12 protein-coding genes and 1 rRNA gene are annotated in these 17,553 nt (G+C 40.8%); all 13 read left to right on the top strand.

All coding sequences use genetic code 11. The features are described from left to right. Positions 1 to 7 precede the first annotated feature (7 nt). Complete coding sequence (gene whiA / locus Q0E08_RS08095) at positions 8 to 901, top strand: DNA-binding protein WhiA (RefSeq protein WP_294778618.1); 894 nt, start codon at positions 8 to 10, stop codon at positions 899 to 901. A 27-nt stretch (positions 902 to 928) separates the two neighbouring features. Next, positions 929 to 4,351: a DNA polymerase III subunit alpha gene (locus Q0E08_RS08090; protein WP_294778617.1), complete on the top strand. Its 3,423-nt coding sequence runs from the start codon at positions 929 to 931 to the stop codon at positions 4,349 to 4,351. A gap of 125 nt (positions 4,352 to 4,476) precedes the next feature. Further along, on the top strand, positions 4,477 to 5,442 hold the full coding sequence (pfkA, locus tag Q0E08_RS08085; protein WP_294778616.1) for a 6-phosphofructokinase: 966 nt from the start codon (positions 4,477 to 4,479) through the stop codon (positions 5,440 to 5,442). 128 nt (positions 5,443 to 5,570) lie between these two features. Continuing rightward, on the top strand, positions 5,571 to 6,371 hold the full coding sequence (locus Q0E08_RS08080; protein WP_294778615.1) for a glycoside hydrolase family 25 protein: 801 nt from the start codon (positions 5,571 to 5,573) through the stop codon (positions 6,369 to 6,371). A gap of 41 nt (positions 6,372 to 6,412) precedes the next feature. Further along, complete coding sequence (locus tag Q0E08_RS08075; protein ID WP_294778614.1) at positions 6,413 to 8,254, top strand: GH25 family lysozyme; 1,842 nt, start codon at positions 6,413 to 6,415, stop codon at positions 8,252 to 8,254. A 95-nt stretch (positions 8,255 to 8,349) separates the two neighbouring features. Continuing rightward, positions 8,350 to 9,045 (top strand): VanR-ABDEGLN family response regulator transcription factor, encoded by a 696-nt coding sequence (gene vanR, locus Q0E08_RS08070; RefSeq protein WP_294778613.1) that lies wholly within the window; start codon positions 8,350 to 8,352, stop codon positions 9,043 to 9,045. Beyond that, positions 9,032 to 10,078: a cell wall metabolism sensor histidine kinase WalK gene (locus Q0E08_RS08065; protein ID WP_294778612.1), complete on the top strand. Its 1,047-nt coding sequence runs from the start codon at positions 9,032 to 9,034 to the stop codon at positions 10,076 to 10,078. Before vanR ends, Q0E08_RS08065 begins: the two co-directional genes overlap by 14 nt. A 90-nt stretch (positions 10,079 to 10,168) precedes the next feature. Beyond that, complete coding sequence (locus Q0E08_RS08060; protein WP_294778611.1) at positions 10,169 to 10,978, top strand: C39 family peptidase; 810 nt, start codon at positions 10,169 to 10,171, stop codon at positions 10,976 to 10,978. A 98-nt stretch (positions 10,979 to 11,076) separates the two neighbouring features. Beyond that, positions 11,077 to 13,473, top strand: a complete 2,397-nt coding sequence (locus tag Q0E08_RS08055) for an alpha-L-arabinofuranosidase C-terminal domain-containing protein (RefSeq protein ID WP_294778610.1) — start codon at positions 11,077 to 11,079, stop codon at positions 13,471 to 13,473. Next, the gene (locus Q0E08_RS08050) at positions 13,463 to 14,440 is read left to right on the top strand and encodes a 2-hydroxyacid dehydrogenase (RefSeq protein ID WP_294778609.1); all 978 of its coding nucleotides are present in this window, start codon (positions 13,463 to 13,465) and stop codon (positions 14,438 to 14,440) included. The genes Q0E08_RS08055 and Q0E08_RS08050 overlap by 11 nt, the downstream gene beginning before the upstream one ends. 230 nt (positions 14,441 to 14,670) lie before the next feature. Beyond that, positions 14,671 to 15,000 (top strand): inorganic pyrophosphatase, encoded by a 330-nt coding sequence (locus tag Q0E08_RS08045; protein WP_294778608.1) that lies wholly within the window; start codon positions 14,671 to 14,673, stop codon positions 14,998 to 15,000. A 133-nt stretch (positions 15,001 to 15,133) separates the two neighbouring features. Then, positions 15,134 to 17,017: a molecular chaperone HtpG gene (htpG, locus tag Q0E08_RS08040; RefSeq protein ID WP_294778607.1), complete on the top strand. Its 1,884-nt coding sequence runs from the start codon at positions 15,134 to 15,136 to the stop codon at positions 17,015 to 17,017. Between the two features lie 262 nt (positions 17,018 to 17,279). Beyond that, a 5S ribosomal RNA gene (gene rrf / locus Q0E08_RS08035) occupies positions 17,280 to 17,396 on the top strand. The last annotated feature ends 157 nt before the right edge of the window (positions 17,397 to 17,553 follow it).

Below are 17,553 nucleotides of genomic sequence, written 5' to 3'. Positions count from 1 at the left end.
GGCTACGATGTCCTTTTCATCTCAGGTAAAAAACGAACTTGTTGAAATACAGGTTGAAAATAATTGTTGCAAAAAGAGTCTCCTTTACGGAATGGCTCTTTTTTCAAAAAGCTTTTCTTACAGAGAAGTGGTGTTTCAGTCAAAAAGTGAAGCAACGGCAGAACTTTATTCAAGTCTTTTGAGTGAACTTTGTTCTGTTAATGCGGGAATGAAAATTTCGCCGTCGGGTAAAATTTATACCGTATCGGTGAAAAAAAGTGCAAATGTCAGCAGAATTATGGCGTATTTCGGGCACGAGAGGAGCGAAACGACACTTCGTATCAATTTTACAAATTTTGACTGTGAGGAGTGTCAAAGTGCATTTTTGAGAGGTGCGTTTTTGGCTTGCGGTGCGGTTTCATCTCCCGAAAAAGATTATCATCTTGAGTTTTCCGTGCCGTATATGAACTTGTCAAAAAGCCTTGTGACCGCTTTGCAGGAAAAAGAACTTGCTCCAAAGGTTACTCACCGAAAAGGCTACAATATCATTTATTTTAAGGACAGCGAGGAAATCGAGGATTGCCTTTATATTATGGGTGCAGGCAAATCGATGTTTGATATGATGAATGTCAAAATAGTCAAGGAAATCCGCAACACCGCAAACAGAAAGGCAAATTGTGACGCTGCCAATATTGAAAAAACAGTTGCGGCGGCTTCTCCGCAAATCGCCGCTATAATGAAAATAGAGAGGGAAAAGGGTCTTGATTCTTTGTCTGAGCCACTTCGCCAAATGGCAGAAATCAGAATGGAAAATCCTGATTCATCTCTTAACGAACTTGCCGAAATGTTTGACCCGCCTATCAGCAGAAGCGGAGTTAATCACAGGCTTTCAAGACTTGTAAAAATCGCAGAGGATTTGTAATTTACAATTTATATAAGAGGTACGGATATGTTTACACATCTTCATTTGCACACGCAGTTCAGCTTGCTTGACGGTGCCTGCCGTTTGGGTGAGCTTGTAAGCCGTGCAAAGGAGTTGGGTATGACATCTCTTGCCATAACAGACCACGGCAATATGTACGGTGCCGTGGATTTTTATCGTGAGTGCAAAAAGCAGGGTATCAAGCCGATTATCGGTTGCGAGGTTTATGTTGCACCCCGCAGCAGGTTTGACAAGGATAAAAATTTTGACAGTAAGTACAATCATCTTATTTTGCTTGTAAAAAATGAGGTTGGGTACAAAAATCTTATAAAAATGGTGTCGCTGTCGTATACCGAGGGCTTCTATTTTAAACCGAGGATTGACCATGATTTGCTTGAAAAATACAGCGAGGGTCTTGTGTGCCTCTCTGCCTGTGTTGCCGGTGAAATTCCGCAGTTTTTGTTGCAAAGAGATTATGACGGTGCAAAGCGGTCGGCGTTGTGGTTTAATTCTGTTTTCGGTGACGGTAATTTTTATCTTGAAATGCAAAATCACGGACTTGATGAGGAACGAGTTGTTGTTGACGGACTTAAAAGATTGTCAAACGATACGGGCATTCCGCTTGTTGCAACAAACGATGCGCACTATGTCAAGCAACAGGATGCGGAAATTCAGCAGGTGCTCATTTGCATTGCAACCAACCATATTTTGGGCGAGGACACGGGGCTTGAATTTCATTCCGATAATTTTTATTTAAAGAGCGAAAATGAGATGTCGGAGCTGTTTTTTGACACTCCGAGTGCGATAGAAAATACTCAAAAAATTGCCGATGCGTGCAACTTCGATTTTGAATTCGGCAACACAAAACTTCCGTATTTTGCAACGCCGAATGATATGGACCACTTTGAATTTTTCAGGCAAATGTGTTACAAGGGTCTTTACAAAAGATACGGTAAATCTGTGCCGCAAAGCTATATTGACCGCCTTGAATACGAGCTTGAAACCGTAAACAAAATGGGTTATACCGATTATTATCTTATAGTTCAGGATTTTGTGCGTTTTGCAAAAAGCAAGGATATTCCCGTAGGTCCGGGCAGAGGCTCGGGTGCAGGTTCGCTTGCCGCTTACTGTATCGGAATAACCGACCTTGACCCGATGAAGTACGACCTCATTTTTGAGCGTTTTCTCAATCCGGAGCGTGTGTCTATGCCCGATTTTGACATAGATTTTTGTTATGAGCGACGGAGCGAGGTTATAGATTATGTAACGCAAAAATACGGTGCAGACCATGTTGCGCAGATTGTAACATTCGGCACACTTCAAACAAAGGCGGCTTTGCGTGATGTCGGCAGAGTTATGGGTATGCCGTATGCAAGGGTTGATTCTATAGTTAAGATGATACCGAGGGCATTCCACATTACGATAGATGAAGCGGTGCAAAAAAGCAAGGAACTCCGCAATGCAATGGAAGAAGATTCCCAAATCAAGCGACTTGTTGAGATTGCACGTAAGGTTGAGGGAATGCCGAGAAACACATCAACTCATGCGGCAGGCGTTGTTATCACCCACGACCCCGTGTCGTCTTATGTTCCGCTCGCAACCAATGATGACTTGGTTGTTACGCAGTACATTATGACCACTCTTGAGGAACTCGGACTTCTCAAAATGGATTTTTTGGGACTTCGCACACTCACCGTGATTGATGATGCGGCAAAGGCAAGCGGAGTTGACATAAACAAAATATCCATTGATGACGCCGAGGTTTACAAACTGTTTTCACGAGGTCAAACAGAGGGAATATTCCAGTTTGAATCATCGGGAATGAAGCAGATGCTCACCAATTTGAAGCCGACAGGCTTGGAGGATTTGATTGCCGCAACCTCACTTTACAGACCGGGTCCGGCAAGTCAGATAGACACTTTTGTGCACAATTCAAACAATCCGCAGGACATAACCTATGACACGCCGATGCTTGAGCCGATTTTGAAAAACACTTACGGCTGTATGGTGTATCAGGAACAGGTTATGCAGATATTTCGTGAACTTGCGGGTTACAGCTTCGGCAGAGCGGATGTTGTTCGCCGTGCGATGAGCAAAAAGAAGCACGATGTTATGGAAAAAGAGCGAACTTCTTTTGTTGACGGTTGTGCAAAGAACGGAATTTCAGGCGATGTTGCAAACGGAATTTTTGACAAAATGAGCGACTTTGCATCATATGCTTTCAACAAATCTCACGCAGCGTGCTATGCCCTGGTGGCTTATCGTTGTGCGTATCTCAAAAAATATCATCCGTCAAGGTTTATGGCGGCACTTCTTACTTCTGTTTTGGATGATTCCAACAAGGTGGCACGCTATATCGCAGAGTGTAAACGGCTCGGTATTCGCCTTGCTCCGCCTGATATAAACAGCTCTATGAAAGGCTTTACGGCAGGCAGTGACAGGGTGATTAATTACGGACTGTTGGGCATTAAAAACCTTGGCAACGATTTTATCGAGGATATAATCAAAGAACGCAAAAACGGCAGATTTAAGGATATTTTTGACTTTTGCACAAGGCTTCAAAGCGGCAAGTTTAATCGCCGTGCCGTTGAAGCACTTATTCAATGCGGTGCGTTTGACAATTTGGGTGCAAACCGCCGTCAAATGCTCAGTGCTTTGCCCGTAATTCTTACAAATATCGAGGCAAAGTACCGCCGCACTATGTACGGTCAGGTGGGCCTTTTTGACATAAGTGACGATTTCAGCGATAATTTTGAATTGCCGAATGTTGAGGAATATTCAAAGTCCGAACTTTTGCAAATGGAAAAGGAAATGACGGGCCTGTATCTTTCGGGTCACCCTATGGATAAGTACGACGGTTATGTTAAAAAATCGGGTTGCGTGCGAACCTACGATGTGCTTGAAGCAGGCAAAGAAATGTCACAAATTAAAGACGGTTCAAGCGTTAAACTGTGCGGAACGGTTACACGCATTTCGGTTAAGCAAACACGCACCAGCAATATGAGTATGGCGTTTGTAACGCTGGAGGATTTGTACGGCACGGTTGAAATTGTGCTGTTCCCAAAGATTTTTGCAAAATACAGCGAAATGATTACGCCGAATAATGTTGTTGCCGTGTCGGGAACTGTGTCAATCGAGGAGGAAAAAGAACCTAAAATTCTTGTAAATGCCGTTATTAAACCGACGGTTGACAACTCGCAAATCGGTGCTGCTTCAAAGCAAAAGCGAACGGGACTGTTCCTTAAATTCAAGTCAAAAAACGATGAAAACATAGCAAAGGTTAAAGGGGTTTTGCAGGATTACAAGGGCGATTTTCCTATGTATTATTACCTTGAGGACGAAAAGAAGTACATCAAGGCTCAATCGTATAATTTTGTAAAATATGACGATAATCTTGTAAAAACCTTAAAAAATATACTAGGCGAGGGCAATGTTGCCGTTAGATTTTAGTGCTTTTAACACTTGACATTATATATAATATTAAGTAAAATAGATTTATTATGTGGGCTTTTGCTCATTGTTAATAAGCTATAAATTCAATTATATATTTGTATTTTTGAACGGAGGAAAATATTATGAAAACTATCGCAGTATTAACAAGCGGCGGTGACGCACCGGGCATGAATGCCGCTATTCGTGCTGTTGTAAGAACAGCATGCGAAAACGGAGTTAAGGTTTACGGTGTTGTAAGAGGCTACAACGGTCTTATCAACGGTGATTTTATAGAGATGGATTTGCGTTCGGTATCCGACATTATCAACCGCGGCGGTACAATCCTTTATTCTGCAAGAAGTACAGAGTTTGCTACAGAAGAGGGTATGCGTAAAGCTGTACGCACCTGCCGTGAAAAAGGCATTGAGGGTGTAGTTGTTATCGGCGGTGACGGTTCGTTCCGCGGTGCTCGTGACCTCAGCGAAAGAGGAATTCCTTGCGTAGGTGTTCCGGGCACTATCGACAATGACATTGCTTGTTGTGATTACACAATCGGTTATGACACTTGCCTTAATACTATTATGGATATGGTAGACAGAATTCGTGACACTTCGGAATCTCACGACAGATGTGCGGTAATCGAAGTTATGGGCAGAAGAGCAGGTTATCTTGCACTCAATGCAGGTATCGCTTGCGGTGCAACATCAATCCTTATTCCTGAGGTTGAAGTTGATATTGAAAAGCATGTTATCGAGAGAATGAGAAAAACTCAGAGAACTGACAAAAAGCACTTTATCATCATTGTTGCCGAGGGTTGCGATGTTGATGTTGCCGAGCTTGCAAAACATATTCAGGCTGAAACAGGCGTTGAATCAAGAGCAACGGTTCTCGGTCACACACAGCGTGGCGGTTATCCTACGGTTAAGGACAGAGTTATGGCTACCCGTATGGGCAACTATGCAGTAAAGCTTCTTATGAACAACATCGGTAACAGAGTTGTTGCAGCTCAAAAGGAAGATGTTGTGGATTATGATATTTTTGAAGCACTCAATATGACAAAGACCATTGATATGAATCTTTATAACATCGCTCACGAGGTTTCTATTTAATTAATTACTTTGTATATAGTTCTGCCGTAAGCATTTTTGTTTGCGGCAGTTTTATTTGTCAAATTTTTCCTGTGGAAAAATTATACAATATGTGATATAATATTTTTAATTTAGGCAAGGGAGTATATATGCCTACAAAGAAAAAGAAGAGAATTAAAAAACGCCTTTCCAAAAAACAAAAGGAAAAGCAAAAAAAGATAATTATCTCCGTTGCGGCTGTTTTGCTTGCCGTTGTTGTGGTGTTGGTTTCAATATCCGTATCGCACAGGGGCAGAAAGTTGCCAAATCCGCTTTTGTCTATAGATAAAGAGGCGGCATACGGAGTGGATATATCTCATCACAACGGCAAGGTCAATTTCGGCAAGCTTAAGGATGAGGTTGATTTTGTTATTATCCGTGTGGGTTACAGAGGTTATGCAAAAGGTAATGTGTGCATAGATAAAAATGCCGAAAAAAATCTTAAGGCGGCGAACAAAGCGGGCATACCTATCGGCGTATACTTTTATACTCAGGCGGTTAACGAGGATGAGGCAAAGGAGGAAGCACGGGCAACTCTTGATGTCATAAAAAAATATGACATATCATTGCCGGTTTTCTATGATTTTGAATATCCTACCTCGTCGGGTAAACACACGGGCAGGCTTTATTCCGCCCACCTTGACAAAAAAGAAAATTCAGCTCTTGTCAATGCTTTTTGCAAAGAGGTTGAGGATGCAGGATACCAAAGCGGAGTTTATGCATCATCATTTATGTACAAAAGTAATTTTAAAATGAGCGAACTTGCAAATTCCATTTATATTTGGGTTGCCGATTATAACGGCTCGGTTACATATAACGGAGATTATGATTTGTGGCAGTTCAGCGATAAGGGCAGCGTCAGCGGAGTTAACAAAAAAGTTGACGAAAACTATTGGTACATTAAAAAATAAATTACACGGCGGATAATGTCCGCAAAAATAAGGGAGCTTAAATGAAAAAATCAATTAAAAAAATAATGTCATTGCTTCTTGCAGGTACAATGCTTGTAACTCCCGTTACGGCATCGGCTTTTACCGGCTCAAGCAGATTTGACAGCAGAACATTTACTCATCAGGATCAATTTATTAACGCAGGTATTCAGCAGGGCATAGATGTTTCTTATCACAACGGCACATTAAATTGGAGCACTATCAAAGCGGCAGGCGTTGACTTTGCTATTTTGCGTGCGGCTTATCGCGGATACGGTGATGAGGGCACACTCGTCAGAGATACAAAGTTTGCAGAATATATGCAGGGGGCAATGTCGCAGGGTATTCCTGTTGGTGCATACATATATTCGCAGGCAATCAGTACAGCCGAGGCTGTGCAGGAGGCTAATTACATCCTTAATATCGTAAGGGGCTACAGCCTTGATTTGCCTATTGTTTTTGACTATGAGTTTGCAGGCGTAAAAACAGGCAGACTTGATTCCGCTTGGGCAGACGGTGACATTGATAAAAACGATATGACAAACATTGCTCTTGCGTTTTGCAACACAATCAAAAATGCAGGCTATGATGCAATGGTTTATGCCAACAAGTCGTTTCTTAACAATAATCTTGACCATGCAAGAATAGAAAATGCAGGCTATAAAATTTGGCTTGCTCATTACACAACTTACACCGATTACAACGGTGAATACAATATTTGGCAGTACACTTCAAAAGGTAAAATCCCGGGCATCGCAAACAAGGTGTTTGACTGCAACTTTATGTATTCAGGTGCCATTTCATCTTCTGCACCAAAGATTACAAAAATCGCAAATCAAACATACACAGGCTCGGAAATCAGACCTAATGTAACCGTAACTTACGGCAATCTCACTTTGAGCGAGGGCGTTGATTACGAGGTTACATATCAAAATAATACCGAAATCGGCACGGCAACCGTAAGCGTTACCGGCTTGGGTCAGTATATCGGATTTATTAATCTTTATACAAGTTTTGATATTGTGCCGGCACCTGTTACCGAAATTAACTGTTCTTCGGCAACTACGGACAAAGCTGAAATGTATTGGCCTGAGGTTGAGGGCGCTACCGGTTACATTGTTCAAACCATTAAAAACGGCAGATGGACAAATTCGGGTACATACATTACAAATTCGGGTACAGTCAGCGGACTTATGCCGGGTTGCTACAATCCTGTTCGTGTTGCGGCATATGTCACCGTAGCAGGTAAAAATTATATCGGTCAATTTTGTAATTACATAAAAGTAAAAACATTAATCGGTGCGGTAAATCCTAAAGCTTCGGCAATTTCAAACACATATATCACTCTTACTTGGGACAAACAGGACGCTTCAAACGGTTATGAAGTTTACAAGTATGATTCCGCAAAGAAAAAGTATGTTTTGTACAAAACAATTACAAGCGGCAACACAAATACATGCAAGGTAACGGGTCTTTCCGCAAGCAAAAAGTATTATTTCAGAGTTCGTGCTTTCCAAAACGATAACGGCGAAAAGAATTTGGGTGCATTCGGTGCAACTCTTACACAATATACTTCCGTTTCAAAGCCTAAAATCAAATCGGCAACATCTTCTTCAAAGAAAAAGATTAAGGCTTCATGGGCAAAGGTAAGCGGAGCTTCGGGCTATCAGGTTATGTGGTCTACATATAAGAATTTCTCAAAGAATTATAAGACAAAGTCGGTTAAGGCAAAGTATAGCTCAAAAACTGTAACCACTGCACAGTCAAAGAAAACTTATTATGTTCGTGTCAGAGCATACAAAACTATCAACGGTAAAAAAGTATATTCTCAATGGAGCAGTACTAAAAAAGTTAAAACAAAATAAGATAATGAAGCGAGCAGGTTAATCCTGTTCGCTTCTTTAATTAATCATTGTTTTGTGGGCGTTTGTGTGCTAAAATATGCTTGAAAGGATAAGATATGAACATTCTTGTAGTTGATGATGAAAAGGAAATTGCCGACCTTGTTGAATTGTTTTTGAAAAACGAGGGATTTACGGTATATAAGTTTTATGATTCAAAGAGTGCGGTTGATTGCATTTTTTCAAAGCAGATTGATTTGGCACTTCTTGATGTTATGATTGACGAAACCGACGGATTTTCGATACTTCGCAAAATCAGAGAGCAAAATTTGAACTTTCCCATTATTATGCTTACGGCTAAGGTTGAGGACAGCGATAAAATTCTCGGACTGTCGCTCGGTGCGGACGATTATATAACAAAGCCGTTCAATCCGCTTGAAATGGTGTCGAGAGTTAAAGCACAGCTTCGCCGTTTTACTTTGTACAACGGTAACGGTAGGCAGGAAAACAGCAAGATTTATGATGGCGGCGGATTGATTGTAAATCACGAAACGCACGAGTGCACTTTGTATGAGCGTGCGGTTAATCTTTCACCGACCGAATTTAATATTTTGTGGCTTCTTTGCCAAAACGCAGGTAAGGTTGTTTCCACCGAGGATATATTTGAAAAAGTGTGGGGAGAAAAATATCTTGATTCAAACAATACCGTTATGGTGCATATCAGACGAATCAGGGAAAAGTTGAACGAGCCGCCGAGAAATCCTAAATTTATAAAAACAGTTTGGGGAGTTGGGTATAAAATTGAAAAGAAATAAAAACAAGCGTGTTTCCTCGTCCGCAATAATAAAATATTTGATTGCCGTTGTTTTGTCGAGTGCGGCTGTTTGGCTCGGCGGTAATATTGCGATTACGCAATTCAGTGTTGATATTGACGAGTCGCAGGCACTGATTATCAATCTTTTGGTTGTGGGGATTATCACATTTTTGTATTTTGTTGCAAGCGTAAGAGCGCTTGACCAAGAATATGACGCACTTGACGGAATAGTTGAGGACGACTATGTCAGCCCGAGATTGCCCGTGTCTATTTCAAAAAAGCACAAGGCGGTTGAGGAGAGTATAAAAAAGGAACTTAAATACAAGGACTTTGAGGTGCAAGAGGCGGAGCAACGCAAAAATGACCTTGTGGTTTACCTTGCACATGATTTGAAAACGCCGCTCACTTCGATTATCGGATATTTGAGTCTGCTTCAGGAAAACCCCGGTTTGTCTGTCGAATACCGTGCAAAGTATACGGATATTGCGCTTGATAAGGCATACAGACTTGAACAGCTTATCAATGAATTTTTTGACATAACCAGATTTAATCTTCAGTCGTTTACCCTTGAGAAAAATCATATTGACCTTGTTATGATGCTTCGTCAAATGGCGGATGAGTTTTATCCTGTTTTGAGCACTAAGGGTCTTACATGTACGGTTAATGCCGATGAAAAAATTAATATCGTAGGCGATGCGGACAAGCTGTCGCGAGTGTTTGATAACTTGATGCGCAACGCTTCAAACTATTGCTATGAAAACACCGAAATTGTAATAAACGCGTTTACTCAAAACGGCAGGGCGGTTGTTACCTTTATTAATAAAGGTGACGAGATACCGGATGAAAAACTGCAAATGATATTTGAAAAATTTTTCCGTGCGGATGATGCGAGGAGAAGTTCTACGGGCGGCTCGGGACTCGGACTTGCCATTGCAAAGCAGATTGTTGAGCGTCACGGCGGCACAATTACCGCAAGCAGTTCACCAAAGGCAACGGTTTTCAAGGTGGAATTGCCGTTTGAAGTTCAATCTTAAGAAAATCGTAAGAATTTCTAAAGTTAATATTAAAACAAAAAATCTCCTTTTGGATTACAATTTGCTTGTAATTTAAAGGAGGTTTTTATTATGAAAATTACAATGGCTAAAAAGATTATTGCCGTTTTGTTGGCAACGATAACGGCGGTACTGTGTACGGGATGTGCAATTTTTGACAAAAACGAATCTTATGCCGGAAGCATAACCTATGATGAGGAATACAAAAATCAATCCGGCAGACAAATGGTGGAGGAGTACGCCAAAGAAAACGGAATAGATGTTGACGAATATCCGCAAAATCTTGTTGACTTGCTTGACAGAAACAAGGAAACAAGAGATTTTGTTTTAGCTTACCCAACCGATAAGGACAAGCATTTTCGCATTGATATGAGCGAATACAAGGATTGCGACAGCGTGCCTTTGTTTATGCAATGGGATAAGCGTTGGGGCTATAAGATTTACGGTGATGATGTTGCGGCTCTTACGGCTTGCGGTCCTACCTGTCTTTCTATGGTTGCCACATATCTTCTGCGGGATGCAAAATATTCGCCCGATTATATGATGGATTTTGCCGTTGACAACGGTTATTGCGTAAAAGGCGGCGGCTCGCTGTGGACCTTAATCAGCGAGGGCGGAACAAAACTTGGACTTGATGTAACGGAAATACCGCTTGATAAGGAACGCGTTGTTCGCAATCTTGAGGTTGGCAATCCGATTATTTGTGTTATGGGTCCGGGATATTTTACCCAAAAAGGACATTTTATTGTTTTGACGGGAATTGAGGACGGTAAAATTAAGGTTAACGACCCTAATAGTTACCGGAATTCGGAAAAATTGTGGAATTTTGACAAGTTTTCTTCTCAAATCCGTAATCTGTGGGTGCTTCGTAATTTGAGTTGAAGGGGGCGTTTGTATAAAATGTTAAATTAATCGTTTTCTCTTTAAAAATACATATTGTTGTGCTATAATCACTATATATGTGATTAGCGAGGAAATGTATGAAAAAAGTAATTTCTGTTTTATTATCGATAATATTTGTTTTTGCGTTTGCGAGTCCTGTTTTCGCAAAGACCGATACGGTTCTTAATATATCAAGCGGTGACATCGGCACGGAGGTTTCGCCGACTTTGTACGGTGTGAGCCTTGATGATTCGTCTTTCGGTGCGGATGGCGGTCTGTCATCGAATATGGTAAACAACAATTCGTTTGAATATGCCGACAATCCCGAATATGCGTGGGCATTCAACGGTGTATCGCCTGTTGTGTCAAATCAAAATCCGATAAATCAAAACAACCCTACATACGAAACGATTACTGTTGAGTCGCAGGGCAGTATGGTAAACAAAGGCTATACCAAACTGTTTGACGGCAAGGGTAATTATAGCTCAAAGGTTTCCGAAAAATCTGGGATGAACTTTAAGAAAAGTGCTGTGTATTATTTTTCGTGTTATCTTCTCAATGTGGATTTTCAGGGCAAAATCGGAGTTTTTCTTGATTCAAAATCAAACAATTCCGACCCTGTTCAGCTTAATATAAACAATATAAACAAAAATTCGTGGACAAAGGTAAGCGTAAAAATCAAATCAAGCGGCACGGAAAGCGGCGGACTCGGTATCAGCTTCAACGGCACAGGCTCAATTTGTGTTGATTATGTTACATTGGTTTCGGATGAAAGCTACGGTCTCGGTGACGGCGAGTGGAAATACACTTCGCTCCGCACGGATATGGTTGAGGCTCTTAAAAACCTTAAGCCGTCATTCATTAAATTCCCGGGTGATTGCGTTGCCGAAAATAATGACGGCTATAATTGGAAAGATACCGTCGGTGAGCCGGCACTTCGCAAGCAGTCTGTCAGCGTATACAATAACAGTTCAAAGGGCTATTTTGCAAACAATTCAAATATGCTCGGTTATCACGAATATTTTCAGCTTGCAAAGGATTTGAATGCTGTTCCTGTTGCTGTTGTTGGTGCAGGTATTGCGTGTCAGACTAACGGTGAGTACGAGGCTTACTCTCAGGCTCTTGACAAAACATATATGACCGACGAGCAGTGGGAATCATATCTTGTTAACGAGTGCGGATATAAAAAGAGTGAAGTTAAGGCGAGAACCGAATACATAGAATCGCTTAAAGTTAACGGCGTTGAGGATTTTAATAAGTATGTTGAGAGCATTTCGCTCACTCCGGGTACGGATGAATTTACAAATTATGCACAGGATATACTTGACTTAATCGAGTATGCAAATGCTGACAGCACAGCAGGTTATTGGGCTTCGCTTCGCAGTGCCAACGGAAGCGAACAACCGTTTAACCTCAAATATTTGCAAATCGGCGGTGACAATTACGGCGAAGTTTATTGGCGTAATTTTGATGCTCTTAAAAAAATAATCAACGAAAAATATCCCGACATTGTTGTGATTGCCTCAACAGGTTATTCATCTGACGGAGAGAATTTTGATACCGCTTGGAACAAAATCAATTCTTCATATTCAAGCGGACTTGCAAACGAAAAGGTTGTTGATTCAAAAGACAATACGCTTTCGCAAAACATTACCCGATATGACAGCTACGGCGAAACGGGTGCAGGCGTGATGGTTGACGAATACCGCTCCGAGGCTTATACAAGCGGTACAGATGTAAAAAATAACAATATGTTCAACGCTTCGCAGGAGGCGGCTTTTGTTACAGGACTTGAAAAAAACAGTGCCGTTGTTAAGATGGCAAGCAGTTTGCCGACATTTTCAAAAGTCGGTGCAAATAACAAAAATCAAAGCCTCGTGTGGTTTGACGGCGATGATTTGGTTTGCACTCTGAGTTATTATACGCAAATGATTTTTGCAAATAACACAGGCAAAAATTATGTTAATTCAAATTTGAACACCGATAATGACGGACTTTTTCAAAGCGTTACGGTTGATGAAAACACCCGCACTTTGTACATAAAACTTGTTAACACTTCCGGCAAAAAGGAAAAAATCAGCATTAATTTGAGTGGGTTTGAAGATGTTTCGGCTGTGTCAAAGCAGAGCGTTGAGAGTAGATATAAATCCGCATATAACGGTACAAAAAAACAAACGGTTGCACCCGAGCAGACGGAACTGAAATTTGACGACAATGCCTTTGATACGCAACTTGCACCGTATAGTGCAACTGTTATCAGAGTCGGCTACGAGCAAAACAACGGCAACGGCTTTTATGCCCTGCCGGATAATATAAACACGGAGGTTAAAGCATACATTCCTATGAGTATTCCTGTATTTATTATTATGATTATTGCCCTTTTTGTTGTGGGCAGTGTAGGCGGATATTTTGCATATTCCAAGTTTGTGCTTAAAGGCAAAAAGCCGAATAAGCCTAGCAAAAAGAAAAAAGAAGATAACGACGATGAAAAGTAAGGTTACATTTATTTCCGATGTTACCACTCCCGAAAGAGTGTGTTTAAATGTGCCGAAATTTAAAGATTTTGATTTAAAATTCTTCACAACCCTTGATGATGAAGAAAAAATTATCAATGAAGCGACTGACACGGAATTTCTGATTGTTGACGCTATGGGCAGAGTGAGTGAAAAACTTATCGATTCGCTTCCGAATTTAAAGCTCATACAGTCCGAGGGTGTGGGTTATCAGGGCGTAGATGTTGCTGCGGCGACAAGAAGAAATATTCCTGTTTGCAACAATAAAGGTATCAACGATACAGCCGTTGCCGAGGTCGCCGTGTTCTTGATTTTGGGTTGCCTCAAAAAATACAACGATGGCATCGCCGCAATGTATGACGGCAGACAAATTCAGAAAAAGGCAGAAAGCTTCGGCGTTATCAGAGAACTTTCCGAATGTACGGTAGGACTTGTCGGCTTCGGCGATATTGCAAGGCAAACAGCAATGCTTCTCAAGGTTTTCGGCGCAAGGGTTATTTATTACAACCGCACAAGATATGAACATATAGAAGATGAATACGGCGTTGAATATGTTACTCTTGACGAACTTCTCAAACAGTCCGATTTTGTATCGCTCCACCTTGCCGTAACGGATGAAACGAGAAATATTGTTAATTCCGAATTTCTGGGCAAAATGAAAAGCACGGCTTATCTTATCAACACCGCAAGGGGTGATTTGGTGGACAATGCCGCACTTTATGAAGCACTAAAAAACAACAAAATTGCAGGTTCCGGCCTTGATGTTATCGCACCCGAACCTGTGCAAAAGGATAACATTTTGCTTGATGAAAGTATAAAGGACAAACTTATGCTCACGCCTCACATTGCCGGCATAACGGCTTTGACCGTAAAAAAGCTGTACCGTAATTGCTATGATAATATTATTGCAATACAAAACGGCAATCGACCGAAAAACCAAGTGAATTGAAATTAAAGACCCATTATATTGTTGAGTCAACGATTTATGTTTTCGATTTGTCTAATGGCAGGGTGTTTTATGCCGCTGTCTGATTTCTCTTGCAAAAAAGTTAAATTGTGATATAATAAATTTATCAGCCGATACTGATTAAAATTGAGATAACCTGTTCCCATTCCGAACACAGAAGTAAAGCTCTTGCATTATTTTTTGCAAGGGCTTATTTTATTTGGAGGTAAAATATGTTTACTCACAAAAAAGTTACAGTAAAAATTGACAGACCGATGGGCAGTTTTCATCCTGAACACAAGGACTTGTTTTATCCCATTAATTACGGATACATAGAGGGGTTATTTGCAGGTGATGGCGAAGAACAGGATGCGTATATTCTCGGAATTGATGAACCTGTTGTTGAGTTTTCCGGCAAGGTTATAGCCGTTGTTCATCGAACAGACGATGTTGAGGATAAGTGGATTGTTGCACCTGACGGGGCTACTTTTACGGTTGATGAAATAGAAAAAGCCGTTCACTTTCAGGAAAAATATTTTTCTCATACTATAGAATTGCTTTAAGTGGGTGATTGTGATTTTTTTGTTAACAAAAATTAATCGGTGTTGACAAATCGAAATTAAGGACTATAATATAATTAGCACTCGGACATCGAGAGTGCCAATTTGACTATAATTCTTTATGAAGGTGACAGATATGAGAAAGAAACAGTTTAAGGCGGAGTCTAAAAAACTCCTCGATATGATGATTAACTCAATTTACACTCACAAGGAGATTTTTTTGCGTGAACTTATTTCAAACGCAAGCGACGCAACGGATAAACTCTATTTTAAATCGCTTACCGACACCGATATTAAAGCGGATAAAGATAGTCTTAAAATCAGGATTGACCTTGACAAGGAAAACCGTACCGTCACAATTTCCGATAACGGTATCGGTATGACTGCCGAAGAACTCGAAAACAATCTCGGTACTATTGCAAAGTCGGATTCTATGGACTTTAAAAAAGAAAATGCCGACGACGAAAATGCAAAAGATATTGAGGTTATCGGTCAGTTCGGCGTTGGATTTTATTCTGCATTTATGGTTGCGGATAAAATCGAGGTTGTGTCAAAGGCACTTGGTGCAGACAAGGCGAACAAGTGGACTTCAACAGGCGTTGACGGTTACACCGTAGAAGAATGCGATAAGGACTCAAACGGTACGGTTATAACTCTGCATATCAAAGAAGATACCGAAAACGAGAACTATTCACAGTATCTTGAGCAGTACAAAATTCAGGAACTTGTTAAAAAATACAGCGACTATATCCGCTACCCAATTGTTATGGAAATGAGCAAGGAAGTTCCTGACCCTGAAAAAGAGGGAGAGTACATCACGGAAGTTAATGACGAGGTTTTGAACTCTCAAGTTCCGCTTTGGAGAAAGAATAAAAACGAAATTAAACCGGAAGAATACAACGATTTTTACAAGCAAAAGTTCTATGATTATACCGATCCGGCTTTGGTTATTCATTCAAAAATTGAGGGTCAGGCAACATTTGATGCTCTTATGTACATTCCGTCAGTTGCCCCGATGGATTTTTATTCAAAGAATTACGAAAAGGGGCTTCAACTTTATTCAAACGGCGTTATGATTATGGATAAGTGTGCCGACCTTTTACCAGATTACTTCAGCTTTGTAAAGGGCCTTGTTGACAGTGCCGACTTAAACCTCAACATTTCAAGAGAAACCTTGCAGCAGGACCATCAAGTCAGAATAATTGCAAAGGCAATTGAAAAGAAAATTAAGTCGGAACTCACAAAAATGCTCAAAAATGACAGAGAGAAATATGAAAAGTTCTTTGAAACTTTCGGCACAAACCTAAAATGGGGCGTATACTCCGATTACGGTATGCACAAGGATGAACTCAAGGATTTGATTATGTTTAAGTCATCTAACGGTGACGGCTATACAACGCTTAAGGAATATGCTGAGCGAATGGCAGATTCACAGGACACAATTTATTATGCCTGCGGCGACAGTGCCGAAAAAATTGCACTTCTTCCTCAATGCGAGGGCGTAAAAGCAAAGGGCTACGAAATTCTTTATTTCACCGATGAAGTGGATGAGTTTGCAATCCAAATGCTTATGGACTATGACGGCAAGAAGTTTGCAAATATCTGCAAAGATGATTTGAATCTTTCGACCGATGCTGAAAAAGAAGCGTTGACAAAGAAAAATGAAGACGCAAAGGACTTGCTTGAAAAGATGAAGAATATTCTCGGCGACGAAGTTTCTTCCGTTAAGCTTACCGACAAATTGGGTTCGCATGCAGTGTGTCTTTCGGCAGAAGGTTATGTCAGCCTTGAAATGGCAAAGGTGCTTTCGCAAATGCCGGGCGGAAATGACAACGGAGTTAAAGCACAGCTTGTTCTTGAAATAAACAGCGAGCACCCTATTGCAGAAAAACTTGCTTCGGCGGATGAAGAAACACTTGAAAAGTATACAAAGATTCTTTATTCGCAGGCAAGACTTATCGCCGGACTTCCTGTTGACAATCCGACGGAACTTGCAGACAGTGTAGTTGCTCTGATGTAAGCACTTAAAATATCGACACTTTGCCCCGTAAATTCGTGTTTGCGGGGCAGAGTTTTAAACCGGTAATATATATGGTATATATAATAGTATATAATTATAATATATACTATATATAAGTGTGTCATTAAGGTTACAAAAGTAACACCTTATTTACAGAAAAATTAAGATGAAAAAAATCTCAAAAAATCCCTTGACATCGCCACATATTTATGATAGAATTCACATTACCAAATGACGGAAACGCAAGTAACCGTTAGATATAGTCGGTATTTATTACGCTGAGGGTCCACCCGTTCCCATACCGAACACGGTAGTTAAGCTCATGCGTGCCGAAAATAGTTGGAGGGCAGCCTCCCGCAAAAATAGGTCGATGCCGACATGGTTACCACAAAAAACTTTTTAAAAAAGTTGAAAAAAGTTCTTGACAAACGCAAGACGCTGTGGTATTATATATAGGCTGTCAGCGAGAGAGCGAGACGGCAAGGACCTTGAAAATTAAACAACGACGAAAAAGTAAGGAACCCGATTAAGATAAT

It is taken from the genome of uncultured Eubacterium sp. (assembly GCF_934561735.1).
Classification (GTDB): Bacteria; Bacillota; Clostridia; order Oscillospirales; family Acutalibacteraceae; genus Eubacterium_R.
The sequence above is the reverse complement of the archived record's forward strand: the minus strand, read 5'-3'. Positions and strand labels throughout refer to the sequence as shown.

Excerpts from the sequence above, each read along its gene's own strand:
- whiA (WP_294778618.1), top strand. The coding sequence starts at position 8 with ATGTCCTTTTCATCTCAGGTAAAAAACGAACTTGTTGAAATACAGGTT.
- Q0E08_RS08090 (WP_294778617.1), top strand. The coding sequence starts at position 929 with ATGTTTACACATCTTCATTTGCACACGCAGTTCAGCTTGCTTGACGGT.
- pfkA (WP_294778616.1), top strand. The coding sequence starts at position 4,477 with ATGAAAACTATCGCAGTATTAACAAGCGGCGGTGACGCACCGGGCATG.
- Q0E08_RS08080 (WP_294778615.1), top strand. The coding sequence starts at position 5,571 with ATGCCTACAAAGAAAAAGAAGAGAATTAAAAAACGCCTTTCCAAAAAA.
- Q0E08_RS08075 (WP_294778614.1), top strand. The coding sequence starts at position 6,413 with ATGAAAAAATCAATTAAAAAAATAATGTCATTGCTTCTTGCAGGTACA.
- vanR (WP_294778613.1), top strand. The coding sequence starts at position 8,350 with ATGAACATTCTTGTAGTTGATGATGAAAAGGAAATTGCCGACCTTGTT.
- Q0E08_RS08060 (WP_294778611.1), top strand. The coding sequence starts at position 10,169 with ATGAAAATTACAATGGCTAAAAAGATTATTGCCGTTTTGTTGGCAACG.
- Q0E08_RS08055 (WP_294778610.1), top strand. The coding sequence starts at position 11,077 with ATGAAAAAAGTAATTTCTGTTTTATTATCGATAATATTTGTTTTTGCG.
- Q0E08_RS08050 (WP_294778609.1), top strand. The coding sequence starts at position 13,463 with ATGAAAAGTAAGGTTACATTTATTTCCGATGTTACCACTCCCGAAAGA.
- Q0E08_RS08045 (WP_294778608.1), top strand. The coding sequence starts at position 14,671 with ATGTTTACTCACAAAAAAGTTACAGTAAAAATTGACAGACCGATGGGC.
- htpG (WP_294778607.1), top strand. The coding sequence starts at position 15,134 with ATGAGAAAGAAACAGTTTAAGGCGGAGTCTAAAAAACTCCTCGATATG.